The sequence below is a fragment of the Streptomyces sp. NPDC007084 genome, from assembly GCF_040703595.1.
Classification (GTDB): domain Bacteria; phylum Actinomycetota; class Actinomycetes; order Streptomycetales; family Streptomycetaceae; genus Streptomyces.
Genome location: NZ_JBEYFY010000031.1, coordinates 61323 through 79481, shown reverse-complemented (window position 1 = coordinate 79481; position 18159 = coordinate 61323). Strand labels below are relative to the sequence as shown.

The 18159-nt window shown below is 72.5% G+C and carries 11 protein-coding genes; 3 read left to right on the top strand and 8 right to left on the bottom strand.

Annotated features, from left to right (window positions below):
• On the bottom strand, positions 1-1060 hold a 1060-nt coding region (locus AB0912_RS23590), incomplete at its 3' end, for a maltotransferase domain-containing protein (protein ID WP_366702860.1).
• A gap of 223 nt (positions 1061-1283) precedes the next feature.
• The gene (locus AB0912_RS23585) at positions 1284-2699 is read right to left on the bottom strand and encodes a S8 family serine peptidase (RefSeq protein WP_366702858.1); all 1416 of its coding nucleotides are present in this window, start codon (positions 2697-2699) and stop codon (positions 1284-1286) included.
• Positions 2700-3028: 329 nt separating this feature from the next.
• On the opposite strand from AB0912_RS23585, the gene AB0912_RS23580 reads away from it, so the two are divergent.
• Entirely contained in the window at positions 3029-5647 is a 2619-nt protein-coding gene (locus AB0912_RS23580; protein ID WP_366702856.1) for a glycosyltransferase family 1 protein, read from the top strand.
• 100 nt (positions 5648-5747) lie between these two features.
• Here AB0912_RS23580 and AB0912_RS23575 read toward each other — a convergent pair whose 3' ends face one another.
• The 6 genes from AB0912_RS23575 to AB0912_RS23550 form a co-directional block, all read right to left on the bottom strand.
• Positions 5748-6248, bottom strand: a complete 501-nt coding sequence (locus tag AB0912_RS23575) for a DUF1990 domain-containing protein (protein WP_366702854.1) — start codon at positions 6246-6248, stop codon at positions 5748-5750.
• Positions 6249-6334: 86 nt separating this feature from the next.
• Entirely contained in the window at positions 6335-7219 is an 885-nt protein-coding gene (locus AB0912_RS23570; RefSeq protein WP_366702852.1) for a hypothetical protein, read from the bottom strand.
• 158 nt (positions 7220-7377) lie between these two features.
• Positions 7378-9039 (bottom strand): M4 family metallopeptidase, encoded by a 1662-nt coding sequence (locus AB0912_RS23565; RefSeq protein WP_366702850.1) that lies wholly within the window; start codon positions 9037-9039, stop codon positions 7378-7380.
• Positions 9040-9423: 384 nt separating this feature from the next.
• Entirely contained in the window at positions 9424-11469 is a 2046-nt protein-coding gene (locus AB0912_RS23560) for a M4 family metallopeptidase (RefSeq protein ID WP_366702848.1), read from the bottom strand.
• Between the two features lie 688 nt (positions 11470-12157).
• The gene (locus AB0912_RS23555) at positions 12158-14062 is read right to left on the bottom strand and encodes an ABC transporter ATP-binding protein (RefSeq protein WP_366702846.1); all 1905 of its coding nucleotides are present in this window, start codon (positions 14060-14062) and stop codon (positions 12158-12160) included.
• Positions 14059-16038, bottom strand: a complete 1980-nt coding sequence (locus AB0912_RS23550; RefSeq protein WP_366702844.1) for an ABC transporter ATP-binding protein — start codon at positions 16036-16038, stop codon at positions 14059-14061. The genes AB0912_RS23555 and AB0912_RS23550 overlap by 4 nt, the downstream gene beginning before the upstream one ends.
• Before the next feature lie 352 nt (positions 16039-16390).
• Here AB0912_RS23550 and AB0912_RS23545 point away from each other — a divergent pair, with 352 nt between their 5' ends.
• Together AB0912_RS23545 and AB0912_RS23540 are read left to right on the top strand one after the other, a co-directional pair.
• Positions 16391-17293 carry an ABC transporter ATP-binding protein gene (locus AB0912_RS23545; protein ID WP_366702842.1) on the top strand — a complete coding sequence of 301 codons (903 nt, stop codon included), beginning with the start codon at positions 16391-16393 and terminating at the stop codon, positions 17291-17293.
• A gap of 86 nt (positions 17294-17379) precedes the next feature.
• Positions 17380-18114: an ABC transporter permease gene (locus tag AB0912_RS23540; RefSeq protein ID WP_366702868.1), complete on the top strand. Its 735-nt coding sequence runs from the start codon at positions 17380-17382 to the stop codon at positions 18112-18114.
• The last annotated feature ends 45 nt before the right edge of the window (positions 18115-18159 follow it).

Genomic DNA, 18159 nt, shown 5'->3' with positions numbered 1-18159 from the left:
CCGGCGGGTCGAGCTGACCGGACTCCGAGCGCGGGAAGAACTCGTACCAGGAGCCGTACAGCGCCCGCTCCCGCTCCACCAGCAACGGCAACGGCTCCGACGCCGTCACCAGGTCGCGCAGCGGATACCGGGCCAGCACCTCGTCCACCTCGGGGGTGAGGGCGGCGGCGAGCCGGGTGGCGACCGGACGGTCCGGGTCGCGCAGCGCGTCGACGGCGGCGAGCACCGTGTCCCGGGCCCGCTTGCCCTTGGTCCCCTTCGGGATGCCGGCCGCGGCCCGCTCGTACAGCCGCGCGCCCTTTTCCAGCACCAGTTCCGTGTCCTGGCCCGCCGGGATCTTGATCCCCGCGTGGTGCCGCCAGGTGGTGACGGGGTCGCTCCACGCCTCCACCGTGTACGTCCAGCGGCCCTCCCGGTCGGCGCTCACCCGGGCGCCCCAGCGGTCGGTGCCCGGGGCCAGCTCGCGCATCGGCGACCAGGGCCCGGGGCGGCCCTTGGGGTCGTACAGGACGACGTTCGCCGCGACCGCGTCATGGCCCTCGCGGAACACCGTCGCCGAGACCTCGAACTCCTCGCCGACCACCGCCTTCGCCGGCCGGCGCCCGCCCAGCACCACCGGCTGGACGTCCAGGACGGGGATACGCCCGACGGCCGTCGCCGGAGCGGGCGGGGCGATCACCGGGGAGTCGCCCACCCGGGTGGCCGGGACGGTGGACCTGGCCTTCTTCTTCGCCGGCTTCGCCGGCTTGACGGGTTTGCCCGGCGTGCCCGGCGCGGGGTCGGCGGCGCGGGCCTTGCGCGGGGCGGAGGCGCGCGCGGGGACGGCGGTGTCCGTGACCGCGTCGCCCGGGGCGGCCGTGTCCGGGGCGCTGGTCTCCGGCCCGATCGGCGTCACCGCGTCGTCAGGAGCGGGAGCGGGCGTGGGCGTGGGGGTGGGCGCGGCGGCCTCGGAGGCGGCGACGGGTTTCCTCTCGGTGCGCGAACGGGACTCGGTCTTGCGCTTGCGGGGCGTCTCGGAGGTGGTCGTCGGGGGTGGCGACGAGTGGTGCGTGGCGGGCATGACCGCTCCTGTCCGCGTCAACGTGGGTGGGCGGATGGGGGTGTGGGGAAGGTGGACCTGCGAGGTGTACCGGAGGAGCCTTCCCACCCTATGCGGGTGAGCATTCCGGCACTTTGTTAACTACTCACGCGTATGTCTACACACAAGACCAGCCTCGTCCCGGTCAGGCGAGGCCGGTGCGGGGTGGCTGAATCACCCTGGTTGTACCAGCATCCCGCCACCGTCACCCGACGTTCAGCAGTCTGTTGGGAGAACCGAGGCCGACACCTGACAGCTTCCCCGGAACCGCCAGTTTCACCAGCGCCTTCGCGACTTGTTCCGGAGCGGCCCGCGGATGGCCGGACAGATACAGCGCCGCCACGCCCGCGACATGCGGGCTCGCCATCGACGTACCGGAACGGGCCACTTTTCCCCTGTCGCCGGTGTACGAAGCTGACGTGATTGCCACCCCCGGCGCGAACAGATCGACCGCCGGGCCGGTGTTGGAGAACGCCGCCCGGGTGTCCGTCCGGTCGCTCGCGCCGACCGTGAGGGCCTCGCGCACCCGGGCGGGGGAGTAGCCCGCGGCCGGCCGCCCGTCGTTGCCCGCCGCGACCGTGTACGTCACCCCGGAGGCGATGGAGTCGCGGACGGCCGCGTCCAGTTGGGCGTTGCCGTACCCGCCGAGGCTGAGGTTGGCCACGGCCGGCTTCCGCGCGTGCCGGGTCACCCAGTCGATCCCGGCGATGACCTGGGCGGTGGTGCCGGCCCCCCGGTCGTCCAGGACGCGGACCGCGACGACCCGCGCCTTCTTGGCCACGCCGTACCGGCGGCCGGCCAGGGTCGCGGCCACATGGGTGCCGTGGCCGTTGCCGTCCCGCGCCGCGCGGTCGCCGTCCACGAAGTCCCAGCCGTAGCTCGCCCGCCCGCCGAAGTCCTGGTGGGTGACGCGGACGCCGGTGTCGATGACGTACGCCGTCACACCCGCCCCCGCCGACGCGGGCGCCGCGTACCGCCGGTCGAGCGGCCGGTCCCGCTGGTCGATCCGGTCCAGCCCCCACGAGGGCGGGTCCTTCTGCACGGCGTCCTTCCGCACGGCTTGCACGGCGTCCTTCCGCACGGCGACCGTCCTCGCCCCGGCCGTCCTCGCCTCGGCCGTCCTCGCCTCGGCCGTCCTCGCCTCGGCCGTCCGCCGGTCGTCCGTCCGTACGGCGTCCTTCCGCGCCCCGGCCTTCCGCGCGCCGCCGGTCCCCCCGGTGTCCGTCCGCACGGTGGCCGTCCGCCCGGTGTCCGTCCGCACGGTGTCCAGCGCCACCCGGGTGTCCTGGACGACCGAGGCCACCCGGGGGTCGGCGGCGAGCCGCCGGGCCCGTCTCTCGTCCAGCCGTACGGCGAAGCCGTTGAGCACCGTGCCGTAGGTGTGGCTGATTCTCGCCCCGTAGGCCTCGGCGAGGTCCGCGCCGGCCGGCGACGAGGCGCGGGTGCCCGCCCCGAGCGTCACGATGTAGCTGCCGCCGACCGAGCCGGGCTCCCCCGCTCCGAGGATCCGCCCCTCCGGAAACGCCTGTGCGGGCGGGGCGACGGCCGAGAGCACCGCGGCCGTCGTGACCGCGGTGATACCCGCCCCCCAGCGCAGCCGCCACTTCCTCGTCCGTGCCATGACCGCCGTTCCCCTCCTCGCGCGGACGCGCGCGCCCCGGCGCCCGGCCTCGCGGACGGGAACCGGCCGTACGTCACCCGCCGAGCCTCTCCCGGCGGGGCGAAGCGCCACAAGGCCGCCCAGGCGTGCGGAACCGGCCAAACCGAACGCGGGGGGCACGGGACGGGTGTGGCGCGTTCTCGCCGGTGTCACACAAGCGGACGGATCCGGGGGCGTGCCGCGATGCGCCGTGTCGCGAAGGCACCCCCGCCGCTACCGTCGTGGGTGACGAAGGCCGCACAACGCCGTGCGGTCCTCTGCCGCGTACGTCCTCCGTGAAGGTGGAATCCGTGAAGGCGATCCGCAGATTCACCGTCCGACCAGTACTCCCCGAAGCCCTTCACCCCCTCAGTGACCTGGCCCGCAACCTCCGCTGGTCCTGGCATGCCGAGACCCGCGACCTCTTCCAGTCCGTCGACCCGGAGCGCTGGGCCGCCTCCGACGGCGATCCCGTACGACTGCTGGGCAGCGTGTCCGCCGCCCGGCTCACCGAACTCACCGGGGACAGCCGCTTCCTGCGCCGCCTCGCCGAGGTCTCCGACGATCTGCGGGACTACGTGACCGGCGACCGCTGGTACCAGCGGCAGACCGGCGACCTGCCCGCCGCCGTCGGCTACTTCTCGCCCGAGTTCGGCATCACCGCCGCGCTCCCGCAGTACTCCGGCGGCCTCGGCATCCTCGCCGGCGACCACCTCAAGGCGGCCAGCGACCTGGGCGTCCCGCTCATCGGTGTCGGCCTGCTCTACCGGCACGGCTACTTCCGCCAGTCGCTGTCCCGCGAGGGCTGGCAGCAGGAGACCTATCCGGTCCTCGACCCCAACGAACTGCCCGTCGTCCCGCTCCGCGAGGAGGACGGCACCCCCGCCCGCGTCTCCCTCGCCCTGCCCGGGGGCCGCGCCCTGCACGCCCGGATCTGGCTCGCCCAGGTCGGCCGCGTCCCGCTGCTGATGCTCGACTCCGACGTCGAGGAGAACGACCTCGGCGAACGCGGCGTCACCGACCGGCTGTACGGCGGCGGCAGCGAGCACCGGCTCCTCCAGGAGATGCTGCTCGGCATAGGAGGGGTGCGCGCGGTCCGGACGTACTGCCGGCTGACCGGCCACGCGCCGCCCGAGGTGTTCCACACCAACGAGGGGCACGCCGGCCTCCTCGGCCTGGAGCGGATCGCCGAACTCGGCGACACCGGGCTCGACTTCGCCTCCGCCCTGGAGGCGGTCAGGGCCGGCACCGTCTTCACCACGCACACCCCGGTCCCCGCCGGCATCGACCGCTTCGACCGGGAACTGGTCGCCCGCCACTTCGGCCCCGACGCGGAACTCCCGCGCATCGACGTGGAACGCATCCTCGCCCTCGGCATGGAGACCTACCCCGGCGGCGAGCCCAACCTGTTCAACATGGCCGTGATGGGCCTGCGCCTCGGCCAGCGCGCCAACGGCGTCTCCCTGCTGCACGGCCAGGTCAGCCGCGAGATGTTCTCCGGCCTGTGGCCCGGCTTCGACCCCGAGGAGGTGCCGATCACCTCCGTCACCAACGGCGTGCACGCGCCGACCTGGGTGGCCCCCGAGGTCCTGCGGCTCGGCACCCGGCAGCTCGGCGCGCAGCGCACCGAGGACGCGCTGACCGTCGGCGCCTCGGACCGCTGGGACGCCGTCGCCGAGATCGACGACCAGGAGATCTGGGACCTGCGCCGGGTGCTGCGCGAACAACTCGTGCTGGAGGTACGCGAACGGCTCCGGGCTTCCTGGCGGCAGCGCGGCGCCGGCACCGCCGAACTCGGCTGGATCGACGGGGTGCTCGACCCCGACGTCCTCACCATCGGCTTCGCGCGCCGCGTCCCCTCGTACAAGCGGCTGACGCTCATGCTGCGCGACCGGGACCGGCTGATGGACCTGCTGCTGCATCCCGAGCGGCCCGTCCAGATCGTCGTCGCGGGCAAGGCGCACCCCGCCGACGACGGCGGCAAGCGGCTGATCCAGGAACTCGTCCGGTTCGCCGACGACCCCCGGGTCCGCCACCGGATCGTCTTCCTGCCCGACTACGGCATGGCCATGGCGCAGAAGCTCTACCCGGGCTGCGACATCTGGCTCAACAACCCGCTGCGCCCGCTGGAGGCCTGCGGCACGAGCGGCATGAAGGCGGCGCTCAACGGCTGTCTCAACCTGTCGGTCCTGGACGGCTGGTGGGACGAATGGTTCCGGCCCGACTTCGGCTGGGCGATCCCCACCGCGGACGGCACCGCCACCGACGACGACCGCCGGGACGAGCTGGAGGCGGGCGCGCTGTACGAACTGCTCGAACAGCGGGTCGCCCCCCGCTTCTACGAGCGCGCTGAGCACGGACTGCCCGACCGCTGGATCGAGATGGTCCGCCAGACGCTGACCCACCTCGGCCCCAAGGTGCTGGCCGGCCGGATGGTCCGCGAGTACGTGGAGCGCCTCTACACCCCGGCGGCGCACGCCCACCGGGCGCTCACCGCCGACGCGGCACGCGAACTCGCCGACTGGAAGGCCCGGGTCCGCGCGTCCTGGCCGCAGGTCGCCGTCGACCATCTGGAGGCGTCCTCGGCCACCCCGACCGCCGAGCTGGGCGCCTCCCTGTCGCTGCGCGTCCGCGTCGGCCTCGGCGATCTCGCCCCGGACGACGTGGAGGTGCAGGCCGTCGCGGGCCGGGTCGGCACGGACGACCGGATCGCGGACGCGGTGTGCGTCCCGCTGAAACCGGCCGGCGGCTCCGATTTGGAGGGCCGCTGGATCTACGAGGGCCCCCTCTCCCTGGACCGCACCGGCCCCTTCGGCTACACGGTCCGCATTCTCCCGTCCCACCCTCTGCTGGCCTCGGGCGCCGAACTGGGGCTGGTGGCGGTGCCGTCGGAGGAACCGGGCGAGAACGCGGGCCTGCTGATGCGCTGACCCGCCGGACCCACGGGACCGCGCACACCGGGCCCGCCCCGCGGACAGACCGCGAGGCGGGCCCGGTGGCGTGCGCGGGTTCGCGGAGCGGGGCCTCGGCTCAGCTGTCGAGGCCCGCGCACAGCCGCCGCAGCACCACGCCGCACCGGCGGGCGTACGCGTGTTGCAGGCCCCGGGAGGCCGGGCCGGTCGCCCGGGTGTACCACTTGGCCGCGCGGCTGAACGCGGTGACCGTCAGCCAGACCGTGCCGTCGCCGGTGCGGGAGACCGTGAAGGCCTCCTCGCCGCACTCGGGGTGACCGGTGAGCGTGCCGTAGGCCCAGGCGGTGCGGCGGGGTTCCTCGGCCGTCCAGACCACCCGGCAGGGGGCCTTGACCGGGCCCATGGCGACCGTGACGTCCACGCCGGGGGCCGCCCGGTCGGCGTCACAGATCACCCCGAAGCCCATGGCGCGGTGCATCTCCCAGGTCATCAGGGCCTCGGACGCGCGCCGGAAGACGGCCTCGCCCTCGCCGATCCGGGAGCGGACGTGCAGTCGGTGGAAGCCCGGGGGGCAGCGGTCCTCGCGGGTCGCGCCCACGTCCTCGTACGTGTAGGGCATGGGGGCAAGACTAGGTGCTGCCGTCCGGATCACCGCTCCTGCCCCGGATCACCGCTCCCGCTCCGGATCACCGCTCCTGCTCCGGATCACCGCTCCTGCTCCGGATCACCGCTCTCGGTCCGCGCGTCCTCCGCCGGGGCCGGCCGGGACAGGGAGTCTCCGGACCCCGATGACAGGATCGCCTCCATGAGGCGCTGGGCCGCGCCGCTGCGGGAGACCGGAGTCATGTCCGACAGGAGCCGCTCGGCGGTGAGGAACCGGGAGAGTTCGAGCGGCTGCCGGAAGTACATCAGCAGGTGCTGCGACGCGCTCTCCTGCGAGCGGACGAACGTCCGGCCGATGTAGGCGGCGATCGCGGTTCCGATGGCGGTGAGGGCGCCGGAGACGACCGTCTTCGCCGTCGTGTCGGCGGTCAGAGCGAGCGAGGCTCCCAGGATGAGGACCGCGAAACCCGTGCCCATCGCGATCTGCCCGTTGCGGAAGCTCTGTTCGGCCTGCCGGGTCACGATCCGGTGGTAGTAGGCGAGCCGTTTCTCCGTCACGTCCCACAGGACGGGAAGACGGAGTCCGTCGGCTTCGTCCACCGCGGCTTCGGCCCGGTCGAGATCCCTGCGCGCGTCCGTCAGCCAGAAACGGTCACTGTGGATCTTGCGCTGCGTCCTGCGGTACCGCCGGCCCACCTCGTAGACGAGAAAGGCGGCGACTATCTGGCCCGTCAGGGAGTTCAGGTAATGCAGCGGCGAGGACTTCGAGACCGTGGGCAGCACCTCGCCCCGCACCGCGCCGTAGAAGATCAGGAACAGACCGCCGAGAGCCGCCGCTATCTCCCAGGCCAGCGCTCTTCGCCGTTCCGCCGAGTCGGCCCATGACACTCGCTCGCGGCGCTGCTTCTCCTCGTCGGCGGCGTCGGTGAGCGGATCGCGCCGGCCGTCGGCCACCGGCACGCCGACCTCGGGAGCCTCGTCTGTCATGTACCCATGCTCGCAGTCTGCTGGACGGCGGGGAGCCGCTTCGTCACAACAGGTCACCCGCGTCGCCTCGGCACCGCGGGGCGAGGGCGAAGCTCCGGACGGGACGGCACCCGGGGGAGTCCTCGCCCCGGGTGCCGCCTCGGTTCGTCCGCGGTCCGCTAGTTGACGTTCACCGCCGACCAGGCGGCGGCGACCGCCTTGTACTCCGTGCTGGTGGAGCCGTACAGGGCCGACGCCGCGGAGAGCGTGGCCGTGCGGGCGCCCGCGTACTTGGTCGTCGACGTCATGTACGTCGTCAGCGCCTTGTACCAGATCTGCAGCGCCTTGTCCCGGCCGATGCCGGTGACCGTGGAGCCGTTGGACGTCGGGGAGTTGTAGCTGACCCCGTTGATCGTCTTGGCGCCGCTGCCCTCCGCGAGGAGGTAGAAGAAGTGGTTGGCGACACCCGACGAGTAGTGCACGTCGAGGTTGCCGACGGTGGAGGACCAGGAGTCCTTCGAGCCGCCGTCCTTGCTGGGCTTGTCCATGTAGCGCAGCGGGGTGCCGTCACCGTTGATGTTGATCTTCTCGCCGATGAGGTAGTCACCGGGGTCGGAGGCGTTGTTGGCGTAGAACTCGACGCCGGTGCCGAAGATGTCCGAGGTCGCCTCGTTCAGACCGCCGGACTCGCCCGAGTAGTTGAGGCCCGCGGTGTTGGAGGTGACGCCGTGGCTCATCTCGTGGCCGGCCACGTCCAGCGAGGTCAGCGGGTGCGTGTTGCCCGAGCCGTCGCCGTAGGTCATGCAGAAGCAGCTGTCGTCCCAGAAGGCGTTCACGTACGAGTTGCCGTAGTGCACGCGGGAGTACGCGCCGACGCCGTTGTTCTTGATGCCGCTGCGGCCGAAGGTGTTCTTGTAGAAGTCCCAGGTCTCCTGGGCGCCGTAGGCGGCGTCCACGGCGGCGGTCTGGTCCGTGCTGGAGCTGGACGCGGCCCCGGTGCCCCACACGTCGTCGGCGTCGGTGAACAGCGTGCCGGTGCCCGACGTGCCGTGCTTGAGGTTGTACGTCTTGTGGCCGCCGCGCGTGCCGTCCGTCAGGTTGTACGTCGAACCCGACTTGGTGGTGCCGAGCGTGACCGTGCCCGAGTAGAGGCTCTTGCCGGAGCCCGTCTCGATCCCCTGGTACTCGTAGAGCTTCTTGCCGGTGGCCGCGTCGGTGATGACGTGCAGCTCGTTCGGCGTCCCGTCGTCCTGGAGGCCGCCGACGACGGTCTCGTAGGCGAGGGTCGGCTTGCCGGTGGCGGCCCAGATCACCTTGCGGGGCGCCTGGTCGGCCGAGGTCCTGGCCGAGCCCGCGTCCTTGGCGGCGGTGAGCGCCTGCTTCTCGGCCTTGGCCGTGGTGACCGCCGGCTTGAGCGAGGCGACCTTGATGGCGGCCTTCGTCGCCCGCGTGACGCCCTCGGTCCGGCCGGCCTTGGTCTCGTGCACCACGAGGTCTCCGCCGAGCACCGGAAGTCCGTTGTACGTGCGCTCGTAGCGCGTGTGAACCGTGCCGTCGGCGTCCTTGACGACGTCTCTGACGACCAGCTTCTCCTTGGCGCCGAGGCCTATCTCCTGAGCCGTCTCGGCCGTCGCGGCGTCGGCCTTCTTGATGAGCGCGGTGCGTGCGGAGGAGGAGAGCTGGACGGGCGAGCCGGCGAGGGGGGTGGTCTTGCCGGTGGGAAGCGCCGCGGTCTGTGCGGCGGCACCGGTGGTCATACCGGTGGCGAGCAGGGCTCCGGCGGCGACAGCGGTGGCGATGGCCAGAGTGGTGCGCTTGTGACGCGCGTAGAGGGGGGTCACGCAAGCTCCTTCTGTGGGGGCGTCCGAGCGGCTTGGGGATGCCGGCGAACGGTTGTGAAGTTGCGGTGCGGGTGAGCCGTGCGGTGGAAGCGTGCCACCTGGGACGCGTACATGTCAGGAGGCCCTAACGACCTTGGCCGAAAATCGTCGATCAGGTGAACAGTGGGGTGTCCGAGGCGCCCGCCAACTCCCGTCAAGGCGGGGTCAAAGCAAACTCCCGCACCCGTAAACAGCCGTCAAAGAGGGCGCCGCCCCGGGGAGTCGAACCTCCGGGACGGCGCCCTGTCTCGTGGGGTCCGCGCGGACTTCACACGGACTTCCGGGACGGACCGCGGGCGGTCTGCGGACGGTCGGCCGACGGCCCGCAGACGACCCGCCGACGGTTTACGGGAAGGTCAGTTTCCAGCTGTCGATGTAGCCGGTGTCCCGGGACGCCTGGTCCTGGACCTTCAACTTCCATACACCGTTGGCCGTTTCGGAGGACGCGTTGACCGTGTAGGTCGTGTTCACGTTGTCCGCCGAGTCGGAGGAGCTGAAGTTCTTCAGCCGGTACGTGGCACCGCTCGGACCGACCAGGTCGATCACCAGGTCGCCCCGCCAGGTGTGCACGATGTTCACGCCGACCGCCAGGTTCGACGGGGCGTTTCCGGTCCGGCCGCTGACCGTGATCGAGGACGTGACCGCGGGCCCGTTGTCCGGAATCGATACGTCGGCCGTGTTCTCGAACGACGTGCCGCCCCCGCCGCCACCGCCGGGACGCGTCCCGACGTTCACCGCCGCCCAGGCGTTGGCCACCGCCGTGTACTCGGCGCTGGTCGTGCCGTACAGCTCGCCGGCCGCCGCGAGCGTCCCGGTGCGGGCCGCCGCGTAGTTGGTGGTCGAGGTGAACTTGGTGGTGAGCGCCCGGTACCAGATCTGCAGCGCCTTGTCCCGGCCGATGCCGGTGACCGGAAGACCGTCGGAGGTGGGCGAGTTGTAGCTGACGCCGTTGATGACCTTGGCGCCGCTGCCCTCGCTCAGCAGGTAGAAGAAGTGGTTGGCGACACCCGACGAGTAGTGCACGTCGACGCTGCCGACACCCGAGTACCAGGAGTCCTTGGAGCTGCCGTCCTTGCTCGGCTTGTCCATGTAGCGCAGCGGCGTGCCGTTGCCGTTGATGTCGATCTTCTCGCCGATGAGGTAGTCGCCCACGTCCGAGGAGTTCGCCGCGTAGAACTCCACACCGGTGCCGAAGATGTCCGAGGTCGCCTCGTTCAGACCGCCGGACTCGCCCGAGTAGTTGAGCCCCGCGGTGTTGGAGGTGACGCCGTGGCTCATCTCGTGGCCCGCCACGTCCAGCGAGGTCAGCGGCTTGGCGTTGCCCGTGCCGTCGCCGTACGTCATGCAGAAGCAGCTGTCGTCCCAGAACGCGTTCACGTACGCGTTGCCGTAGTGCACGCGCGAGTAGGCGCCGACGCCGTTGTTCTTGATGCCGCTGCGGCCGAAGGTGTTCTTGTAGAAGTCCCACGTCACCGCGGCGCCGTAGTGCGCGTCCGCGCCGGCCGTCGCGGCGTTCGACGTGGTGCCGTTGCCCCAGGTGTCGCTCGTCTGCGAGAACAGCGTCCCGGTGCCCGACGTACCGCGGTTCAGGTTGTACGTCTTGTGGTTGCCGCGCGCTCCGTCGGTGAGCGTGTAGTTGGAGCCCGACTGCGTGGTCGTCAGCGGCACCTGTCCGCTGTACTGGGTGTTGCCGGTGCCGGTCTTGACGCCCTGCCACTCGAAGAGCTTCTTGCCGGTGACGGCGTCGGTGATGACGTGCAGCTCGTTCGGGGTGCCGTCGTCCTGGAGGCCGCCGACGACCGTCTCGTAGGCGAGCGTCGGCTTGCCGCTCGCCGCCCAGATCACCTTGCGGGGCGCGCGGTCGGCGTCCGCGCTCTTCGAGCCGGCCGCCTTGGCGGCGGACAGCGCCTGCTTCTCCGCCGCGCTCGCGGCGACGGCCGGGGTGAGCGTGGAGACCTTCAGGGCGGCCTTCGTCGCCTTGTAGACGTGCTCGGTCTTCCCCGACTTCGAGGCCTCGACGACCAGGTCGCCGCCGAGGACCGGCAGCCCCTCGTACGTCCGCTCGTAGCGGGTGTGGACCGTGCCGTCGTGGTCCTTGATCACGTCGCGGGCGACGAGGCTCTCGTCGGCGCCGAGTCCGAGGTCCTTGGCGGTGGCCGCCTTCGCCGCGTTGGCGTCGCGTATCAGCTCGGCGCGCTGCGAGGCGGTGAGGTGGACGGCGACGGCGCCCGGCTTGACCGCGCCGGCGCGGGGTGCCTGCTCGGGGGAGGCGCTGGCGGCGCCCGACTGGACGGCCGCGGCCAGCAGGGCGGTGACGCCGACGAGGGCGACACCGGCGACGCGGCGCTTGGTGGTGTGGGAGGTGCGTCTGTGGGAGGAGTTGCTACTCAACACTGACTCCTTCTGCGTGGCCGCGGATCGCGCGGCCAGGGGAGACCGGACGAAGGGAGACCCGTCCGGGCAGAACTGGGCTTTACGCGGAACCAGGTGCAATGGGGTCGTGCGGGCGCGTCACAGCGGGGAGTTGCTGTGGGGTTGCTGTGAAGCAGCCGTGGGAAGAGTGGCAGGCGATGACGCTTTCTGTCAGGACCGCGTCATCACTTTGGCTGGAAACGGTCCGTTGTCCGGTTCGTCATGTTCGGTATACGGACTGTCCGCCGGGCCGTCGGGCGATCTTCCGCCCCGCGTACGGAGGAGTTCACTCCGCCGTACGGTGCCTGGGCGGGGGCGCTGCCGGGAGCGGCCGGTCCGGCGTGGCGGTGGCGATGTGCGGCGACGACCCCGAGGCGCTGCGTGTCGTCGGCGGGCTGGTGCGCGATGTCGGCGGGACGCCGGCGGCGCTCGGCGGCTTGACCGCGTCGGCCAGTTGGAGGAGGTGGCGGGCTTCGTCATCGGACTGGTCTTCGCCGGCTTCCTCCCCAACTCGGCGATCCCGCACGTCCCTTCGCCGCCGGCCGCCACGAACTGGCCCGCGCAGCCGCTTCGGTGGGTGTCCGAGCGCGCCCCGGGACGCCGCCGGCCGACTCGGCGGCGTCCCGGGAAGTGCCTGCCCGCAGGCCACGGCGAGGTGCCGTGGGCGTCATACGAGGCTGTCGCGCCAGGCGCGGTGCAGATCGGCGAACCGGCCGGTGCCCGCGATCAGTTCGGCCGGCGAGCCGTCCTCCACGATCCGCCCGTGCTCCATCACCAGCACCCGGTCGGCGATCTCCACCGTCGACAGCCGGTGCGCCACGACCACCGCCGTACGCCCCCGCAGCACCGTCGACATGGCCCGCTGCACCGCCCGTTCGCCCGGCACGTCCAGCGAGCTGGTCGCCTCGTCGAGGATCAGCACCGCCGGATCGGCGAGCAACGCCCGCGCGAAGGCGACCAGTTGGCGCTGGCCCGCGGAGATCCGGCCGCCGCGCTTGCGGACGTCCGTGTCGTAGCCGTCGGGCAGGTCGCGGATGAACTCGTGCGCCCCGATGGCCTTCGCCGCCCGCTCGATCTCCTCCCGGCTCGCCTCGGGCCGCCCGATCGCGATGTTCTCGGCGACCGTGCCCGAGAACAGGAACGCCTCCTGCGTCACCATCACCACCCCGCGCCGCAGCTCGGGCACCGACAGCTCGCGCAGGTCCACCCCGTCCAGCAGGACCCGCCCCTCGGAGGGGTCGTAGAACCGGGCCAGCAGCTTCGCCAGCGTCGACTTGCCCGCGCCGGTCGAGCCGACCACGGCCACGGTCTGGCCCGCCGGGAGCGTCAGCGAGAACGCCGGCAGGACCTCCCCGCCCGTGCGGTAGGCGAAGCGGACCTCGTCGAAGACGACCTCGCGGCCCGGCTGTTCGGAGGCGAGCGCGGGCAGCGGGCGCGGCTCGGCCGGCTCCGGCACCGAGGGCGTCTGGGCCAGCAGACCGGCGATCTTCTCCAGCGAGGCCGCCGCCGACTGGTAGGAGTTCAGGAACATCCCCAGCCGGTCGATGGGGTCGTACAGCCGGCGCAGATACAGGACCGAGGCGGCGAGCACGCCGAGCGCCAGCGAACCCGACGCCACCCGGTAGGCGCCCCACAGCACGATGCCCGCGACCGCCGTGTTGGCGACCAGCCGCGAACCGACGACATAGCGGGCCATCTCCAGCAGGGCGTCGCCGTTCGTCTTCTCGTGCCGCTCGTTGAGCGCCCGGAAGGCCTCGTCGTTGGCCGCCTCCCGGCGGAACGCGCGCACCGGCCGGATGCCGTTCATCGTCTCCGCGAACTTCACGATCACCGCCGCGATCGCCGTCGACCGGGCGGCGAAGATCTTGCCCGCCCGGTGCTGGTAGAGGCGGATGAGCAGATACAGCGGGACGAACGAGCCGACCGCGACCGCGCCGAGACCGAGGTCCAGCCACAGCAGCATCGCCGAGATGTAGACGAACGACAGGACGACGGTGACGAGTTCCTGGAGTCCCTCGCTGAGCAGCTCGCGCAGCGACTCGACGTCCGTGGTGGAACGGGAGATCAGCCGGCCGGAGGTGTAACGCTCGTGGAAGTCGACGCTGAGCGCCTGGGCGTGCCGGAAGATCCGGCCCCGCAGATCGAGCAGCACGTCCTGGTTGACCCGGGCCGAGGCGGTGATGAAGGCCCACTGGAGTCCGCCGGAGAGCGCCGAACACAGCAGATAAGCGACGCCGACGGCGATCAGCGGCCCGTGGTCGTCGTGCCGGAACGCCGGTACGGCACGGTCGATGGCGTACGCCACGAGCAGCGGGCCCGCCTGCACCGCCGCCTGCTGGAGCAGCAGCAGGACGGTCGTCACCACCACCCGGGCCCGCAGCGGCGCGAGCAGCGAGCGCAGCAGGGCCGCCGTCGCACCCGGGGGAGTGGGCAGGCTGTCGCGGTCGAAGGGGTCCTGGTGCGGCTCGCTCCGCCGGTCCGCCCGGGCCGCGAGCGGTCCGTCGCCGGGGTCCTCGCCCGGTGCTCCGTCCGGGTCCGGGTCCACAGCGGTGGTCGTGGGCGCCGCGGTCATCGGTCGTCCTCCTCTGCGCCCGACATCAGATGGGCGTACTCGGCGTTGGTGCGCAGCAGTTCGTGGTGGGTGCCGACGGCGGTGATCCGGCCGCCGGAGAGCAGGGCGACGCGGTCGGCCAGCAGGACCGTGGAGGGGCGGTGCGCCACGATCAGCGCGGTCGTCTCCGCCAGTACCCGGCGCAGGGCGGCCTCGACCGCCGCCTCCGTGTGCACGTCCAGCGCCGACAGCGGGTCGTCGAGGACCAGGAAACGGGGCCGGCCGACCACCGCCCGGGCCAGCGCGAGGCGTTGCCGCTGGCCGCCGGAGAGGCTGAGGCCCTGCTCGCCGACCTGGGTCGCGGTGCCCTGGGGCAGCGCGTGCGCGAAGTCGGCCTGCGCGACGGCCAGGGCGCGGTCCAGCTCGTCCCGGCCGGCCGAGTCCGGGGCGCCCATCAGGACGTTCTCCCCGACGGTGGCCGAGAAGAGGGTGGGCTCCTCGAAGGCGACGGCGACGAGGGCGCGCAGCTCCTCGCGGGGCATGGCGGTGATGTCCCGGCCGTCCAGCGTGATCCGGCCCGAGGTCACCTCGTGCAGCCGGGGGACGAGCGCGGTGAGCGTGGTCTTCCCGCTGCCGGTCGCCCCGACCAGCGCCATGCTCTCGCCGGGCCGGATGTGCAGGTCGATCCGGTCGAGCACGGGTGCCGCGCCCACGGCCGCGTCGGGATACCGGAACCCGACCCCACAGAACCGCAGGCCGCCGTCTTCGGCGCCGTTGGCGGTCCCGGTCCTGTCGGCCGTCCTGGTCCCGTTCCTGTCGGCCGTCCCGGTCCCGTTCCTGTTGGCCGTCCCGGTCCCGTTCGCGGTCCCGGTCCCGTTCGCGAGCCCGGCCCCCTTCGCGAGCCCCGCCCCGTTCGCGGACAAGGCACCGGCGATGGACGCCGCCTCGGCCCCCGGCGTACCCGGCGTCGTGTCCTGGGCCGGAGTGTGCGCGGACTCCGGTTCCGCGTCCATCACCTCGAAGTACCGCTCCGTCGCCGTCGCCGCCTCCTGGCTCATCGCGAGGAGGAAGCCGATGGAGTCGACGGGCCAGCGCAGCGCGAGCGCGGTGGACAGGAAGGCGACCAGCGTCCCCGCCGACAGGTCGCCGTCGGCCACCTGGACCGTGCCGAGCACCAGGGCGGCGCCGATGGCCAGTTCGGGCAGGGTGACGATGACGGCCCAGATCGACGCCAGCAGCCGGGCCTTGGCCAGCTCCGTGCCGCGCAGCGTCGCGGACAGCTCGCGGAACGCGCGGGCCTGGCTGCGGTGCCGCCCGAACCCCTTGATGATCCGGATGCCGAGCACACTCTCCTCGACCACCGTCGTGAGGTCGCCGACCTGGTCCTGCGCGGTGCGCGCCACCTCCGAGTAGCGCCGCTCGAAGAGCCAGCAGACGATCACCACGGGGAGCGCGGGGGCGAGCAGCACCAGCCCGAGACTCCACTGCTGGACCAGCATGATCGCGACGCCCGCCAGGATCGTCACCGAGTTCACCAGCAGGAACGTCAGCGGGAACGCCAGGAACATGCGGACCAGCATCAGGTCCGTGGTGCCGCGGGACAGGAGCTGGCCCGAGGCCCAGCGGTCGTGGAAGGCGACCGGCAGCCGCTGGAGACGCCGGTACAGATCGGCCCGCATCGACGCCTCGACCCCCGCCAGCGGCCGGGCCACCAGCCACCGGCGCAGCCCGAACAGGCCCGCCTCCGCGATGCCGAGCAGCAGCAGCCACAGCGCCCCGAGCCAGACCCCCGCCGGGTCACGGTCCGAGATCGGCCCGTCCACCATCCACTTCAGCACCAGCGGGAACACCAGCGACAGACAGGACGCGACCACCGCGACGAACGCCGCGAAGAACAGCCGCGCCCGCACCGGCCGCACGTACGGCCACAGGCGCAGCAGACTGCGTACGGTCGATCGGTCGGGCGGGTCCGTGGTGACTGCGTCCATGGTGCTCATCACGGGCGAGCCTACGGAGTGCCACTGACAGTGCCCACCGAGTTTTCGGCGGACCGCCCGACCCGGACCCGATCCGTCCGGATACGCCGGACCCGATCCGTCCGGATAGGCCGGACCCGTGCCCGGATAGGCCGGACCCGTGCCCGGATAGGCCGGACCCGTGCCCGGATAGGCCGGACCCGTGCCCGGATGCGCCGGACCCGTGCCCGGAGAGGGCCGCCCACCCCTCCCGGACCGACGCGGGCCAGGTCCCGGCGCCCGGGGTCGTACCGCCGTATCAACCGATCGGCTGATGCCGCTTCGAGCGCGATGGCCGATGTGCCGGCCGGTGCCCCGGCGGGAAGCTCGGAGCATGTCAGTCATCGAAGTGAGCGGACTGCGCAAGTCCTACGGAGGCCGGCCCGTCGTCGACGGCGTCTCCTTCACCGTCGAGGAAGGCGAGATCTTCGGGATCCTCGGCCCGAACGGCGCCGGCAAGACCACCACCGTCGAGTGCGTCGAGGGCCTGCGGGTCCCCGACGAGGGCCGTGTCCGGGTCACCGGGCTCGACCCCTTCGCCGACCACGAGGCCACCAGCCGCGTCCTCGGCGCCCAGCTCCAGCAGGGCGAACTCCAGGCCAAACTCACCGTGCGCGAGGCCCTGGAGCTGTACGCCGCCTTCTACCCGAACCCCGCCGACTGGCGCCCCCTCGCCGAACGCCTCGGCCTCACCGACCGGCTCACCACCGGCTTCGGCAAGCTCTCCGGTGGCCAGAAACAGCGTCTGTTCATCGCGCTCGCGCTCATCGGCAACCCGCGCGTCGTCGTCCTCGACGAACTGACCACCGGGCTCGACCCGCGGGCCCGCCGCGACACCTGGGAACTCATCGAGGACATCCGCGCCCAGGGCGTCACCGTCCTGCTCGTCACCCACTTCATGGAGGAGGCCCAGCGGCTCTGCGACCGGATCGCCGTCATCGACCAGGGCAGGGTCGCCGCGCTGGACACCCCGGCCGGCCTGATCCGCCGCTCGAACGGCTCGACCGTCATCAGCTTCACACCGTCGGCGCCGCTGGACGAGACGGACCTCGCCGCGCTGCCCGCGCTCGCCTCCGTGGAGCACAAGGACGGCCGGCTCACCCTGTCCGGCACCGACGAGACGGTCAACGCCGTCATCACCCTCCTCGCCCGCCACCACATCACCGCCCACCAGCTCCGCGTCACCGACGCCACCCTGGACGACGCGTTCCTGGACCTGACGGAGGCAGCAGCATGAGCACCGCACCGGCCCAGCCCGGCACCCGCGCCGGCCTGCGCCCCGGCCGCGCCCGCGCGGACCTGCGCACCGGCATCCGCCGCGGCCTGAACACCGCCGTCATCCGCACCGAACTGCGGCTCTTCCGCCGCGAACCCGGCGCGATCTTCTGGATCCTGCTCTTCCCCACCCTCCTCCTGGTGATCCTCGGCTCGATCCCCTCCTTCCGGCAGCCCGACCCCTCCTTCGACGGCCTGCGCCCCATCGACGCCTACGTCCCCGTCGCCGTCCTGCTCGGCCTGATCGTGGGCTGCCTCCAGGCGATGCCGCAGTCCCTGACCGGCTACCGCGAGCGCGGCATCCTGCGCCGCATGTCCGCCACCCCCGTACGGCCCGCCGCGCTGCTGTCGGCGCAGATGCTCGTGTTCGGCTGCGCCGCCCTCGTCTCCGCGCTGCTCGCGCTCACCGTCGGCCGGCTGGCCTTCGACGTCACCCTGCCGCACCAGCCCGGCGGTTACCTGCTCGCGCTGGTCCTCGCCGTCCTCGCGGCGCTCGCGCTCGGCGCGGTCGTCTCCGCCGTGTCCCGCACGACGAAGATCGCGGGCGCCATCGGGTCCGCCGTGTTCTTCCCGATGATGTTCTGCGCCGGCGTCTGGCTGCCCGTGCAGGCCATGCCGGACACCCTCGCCCGGATCGTCGGCTACACCCCCTTCGGCGCCGCCGCCCAGGCCCTGAACCAGGCCGCCGCGGGCCACTGGCCGGGCTGGTCCCACCTGGGCGTGCTCGTCGCCTGGACGGTGCTGCTCACCGCCGGGGCCGCGCGCTGGTTCCGCTGGGAGTGAGCCATGACCGGCGCCGGGGAACACGCGATGACGGGCCTCGCCTCC

Coding starts and splice junctions, on each gene's coding strand:
- AB0912_RS23585 (WP_366702858.1), bottom strand. CDS start 2,699: ATGGCACGGACGAGGAAGTGGCGGCTGCGCTGGGGGGCGGGTATCACC.
- AB0912_RS23575 (WP_366702854.1), bottom strand. CDS start 6,248: ATGCCCTACACGTACGAGGACGTGGGCGCGACCCGCGAGGACCGCTGC.
- AB0912_RS23570 (WP_366702852.1), bottom strand. CDS start 7,219: ATGACAGACGAGGCTCCCGAGGTCGGCGTGCCGGTGGCCGACGGCCGG.
- AB0912_RS23555 (WP_366702846.1), bottom strand. CDS start 14,062: ATGACCGCGGCGCCCACGACCACCGCTGTGGACCCGGACCCGGACGGA.
- AB0912_RS23550 (WP_366702844.1), bottom strand. CDS start 16,038: ATGAGCACCATGGACGCAGTCACCACGGACCCGCCCGACCGATCGACC.
- AB0912_RS23545 (WP_366702842.1), top strand. CDS start 16,391: ATGTCAGTCATCGAAGTGAGCGGACTGCGCAAGTCCTACGGAGGCCGG.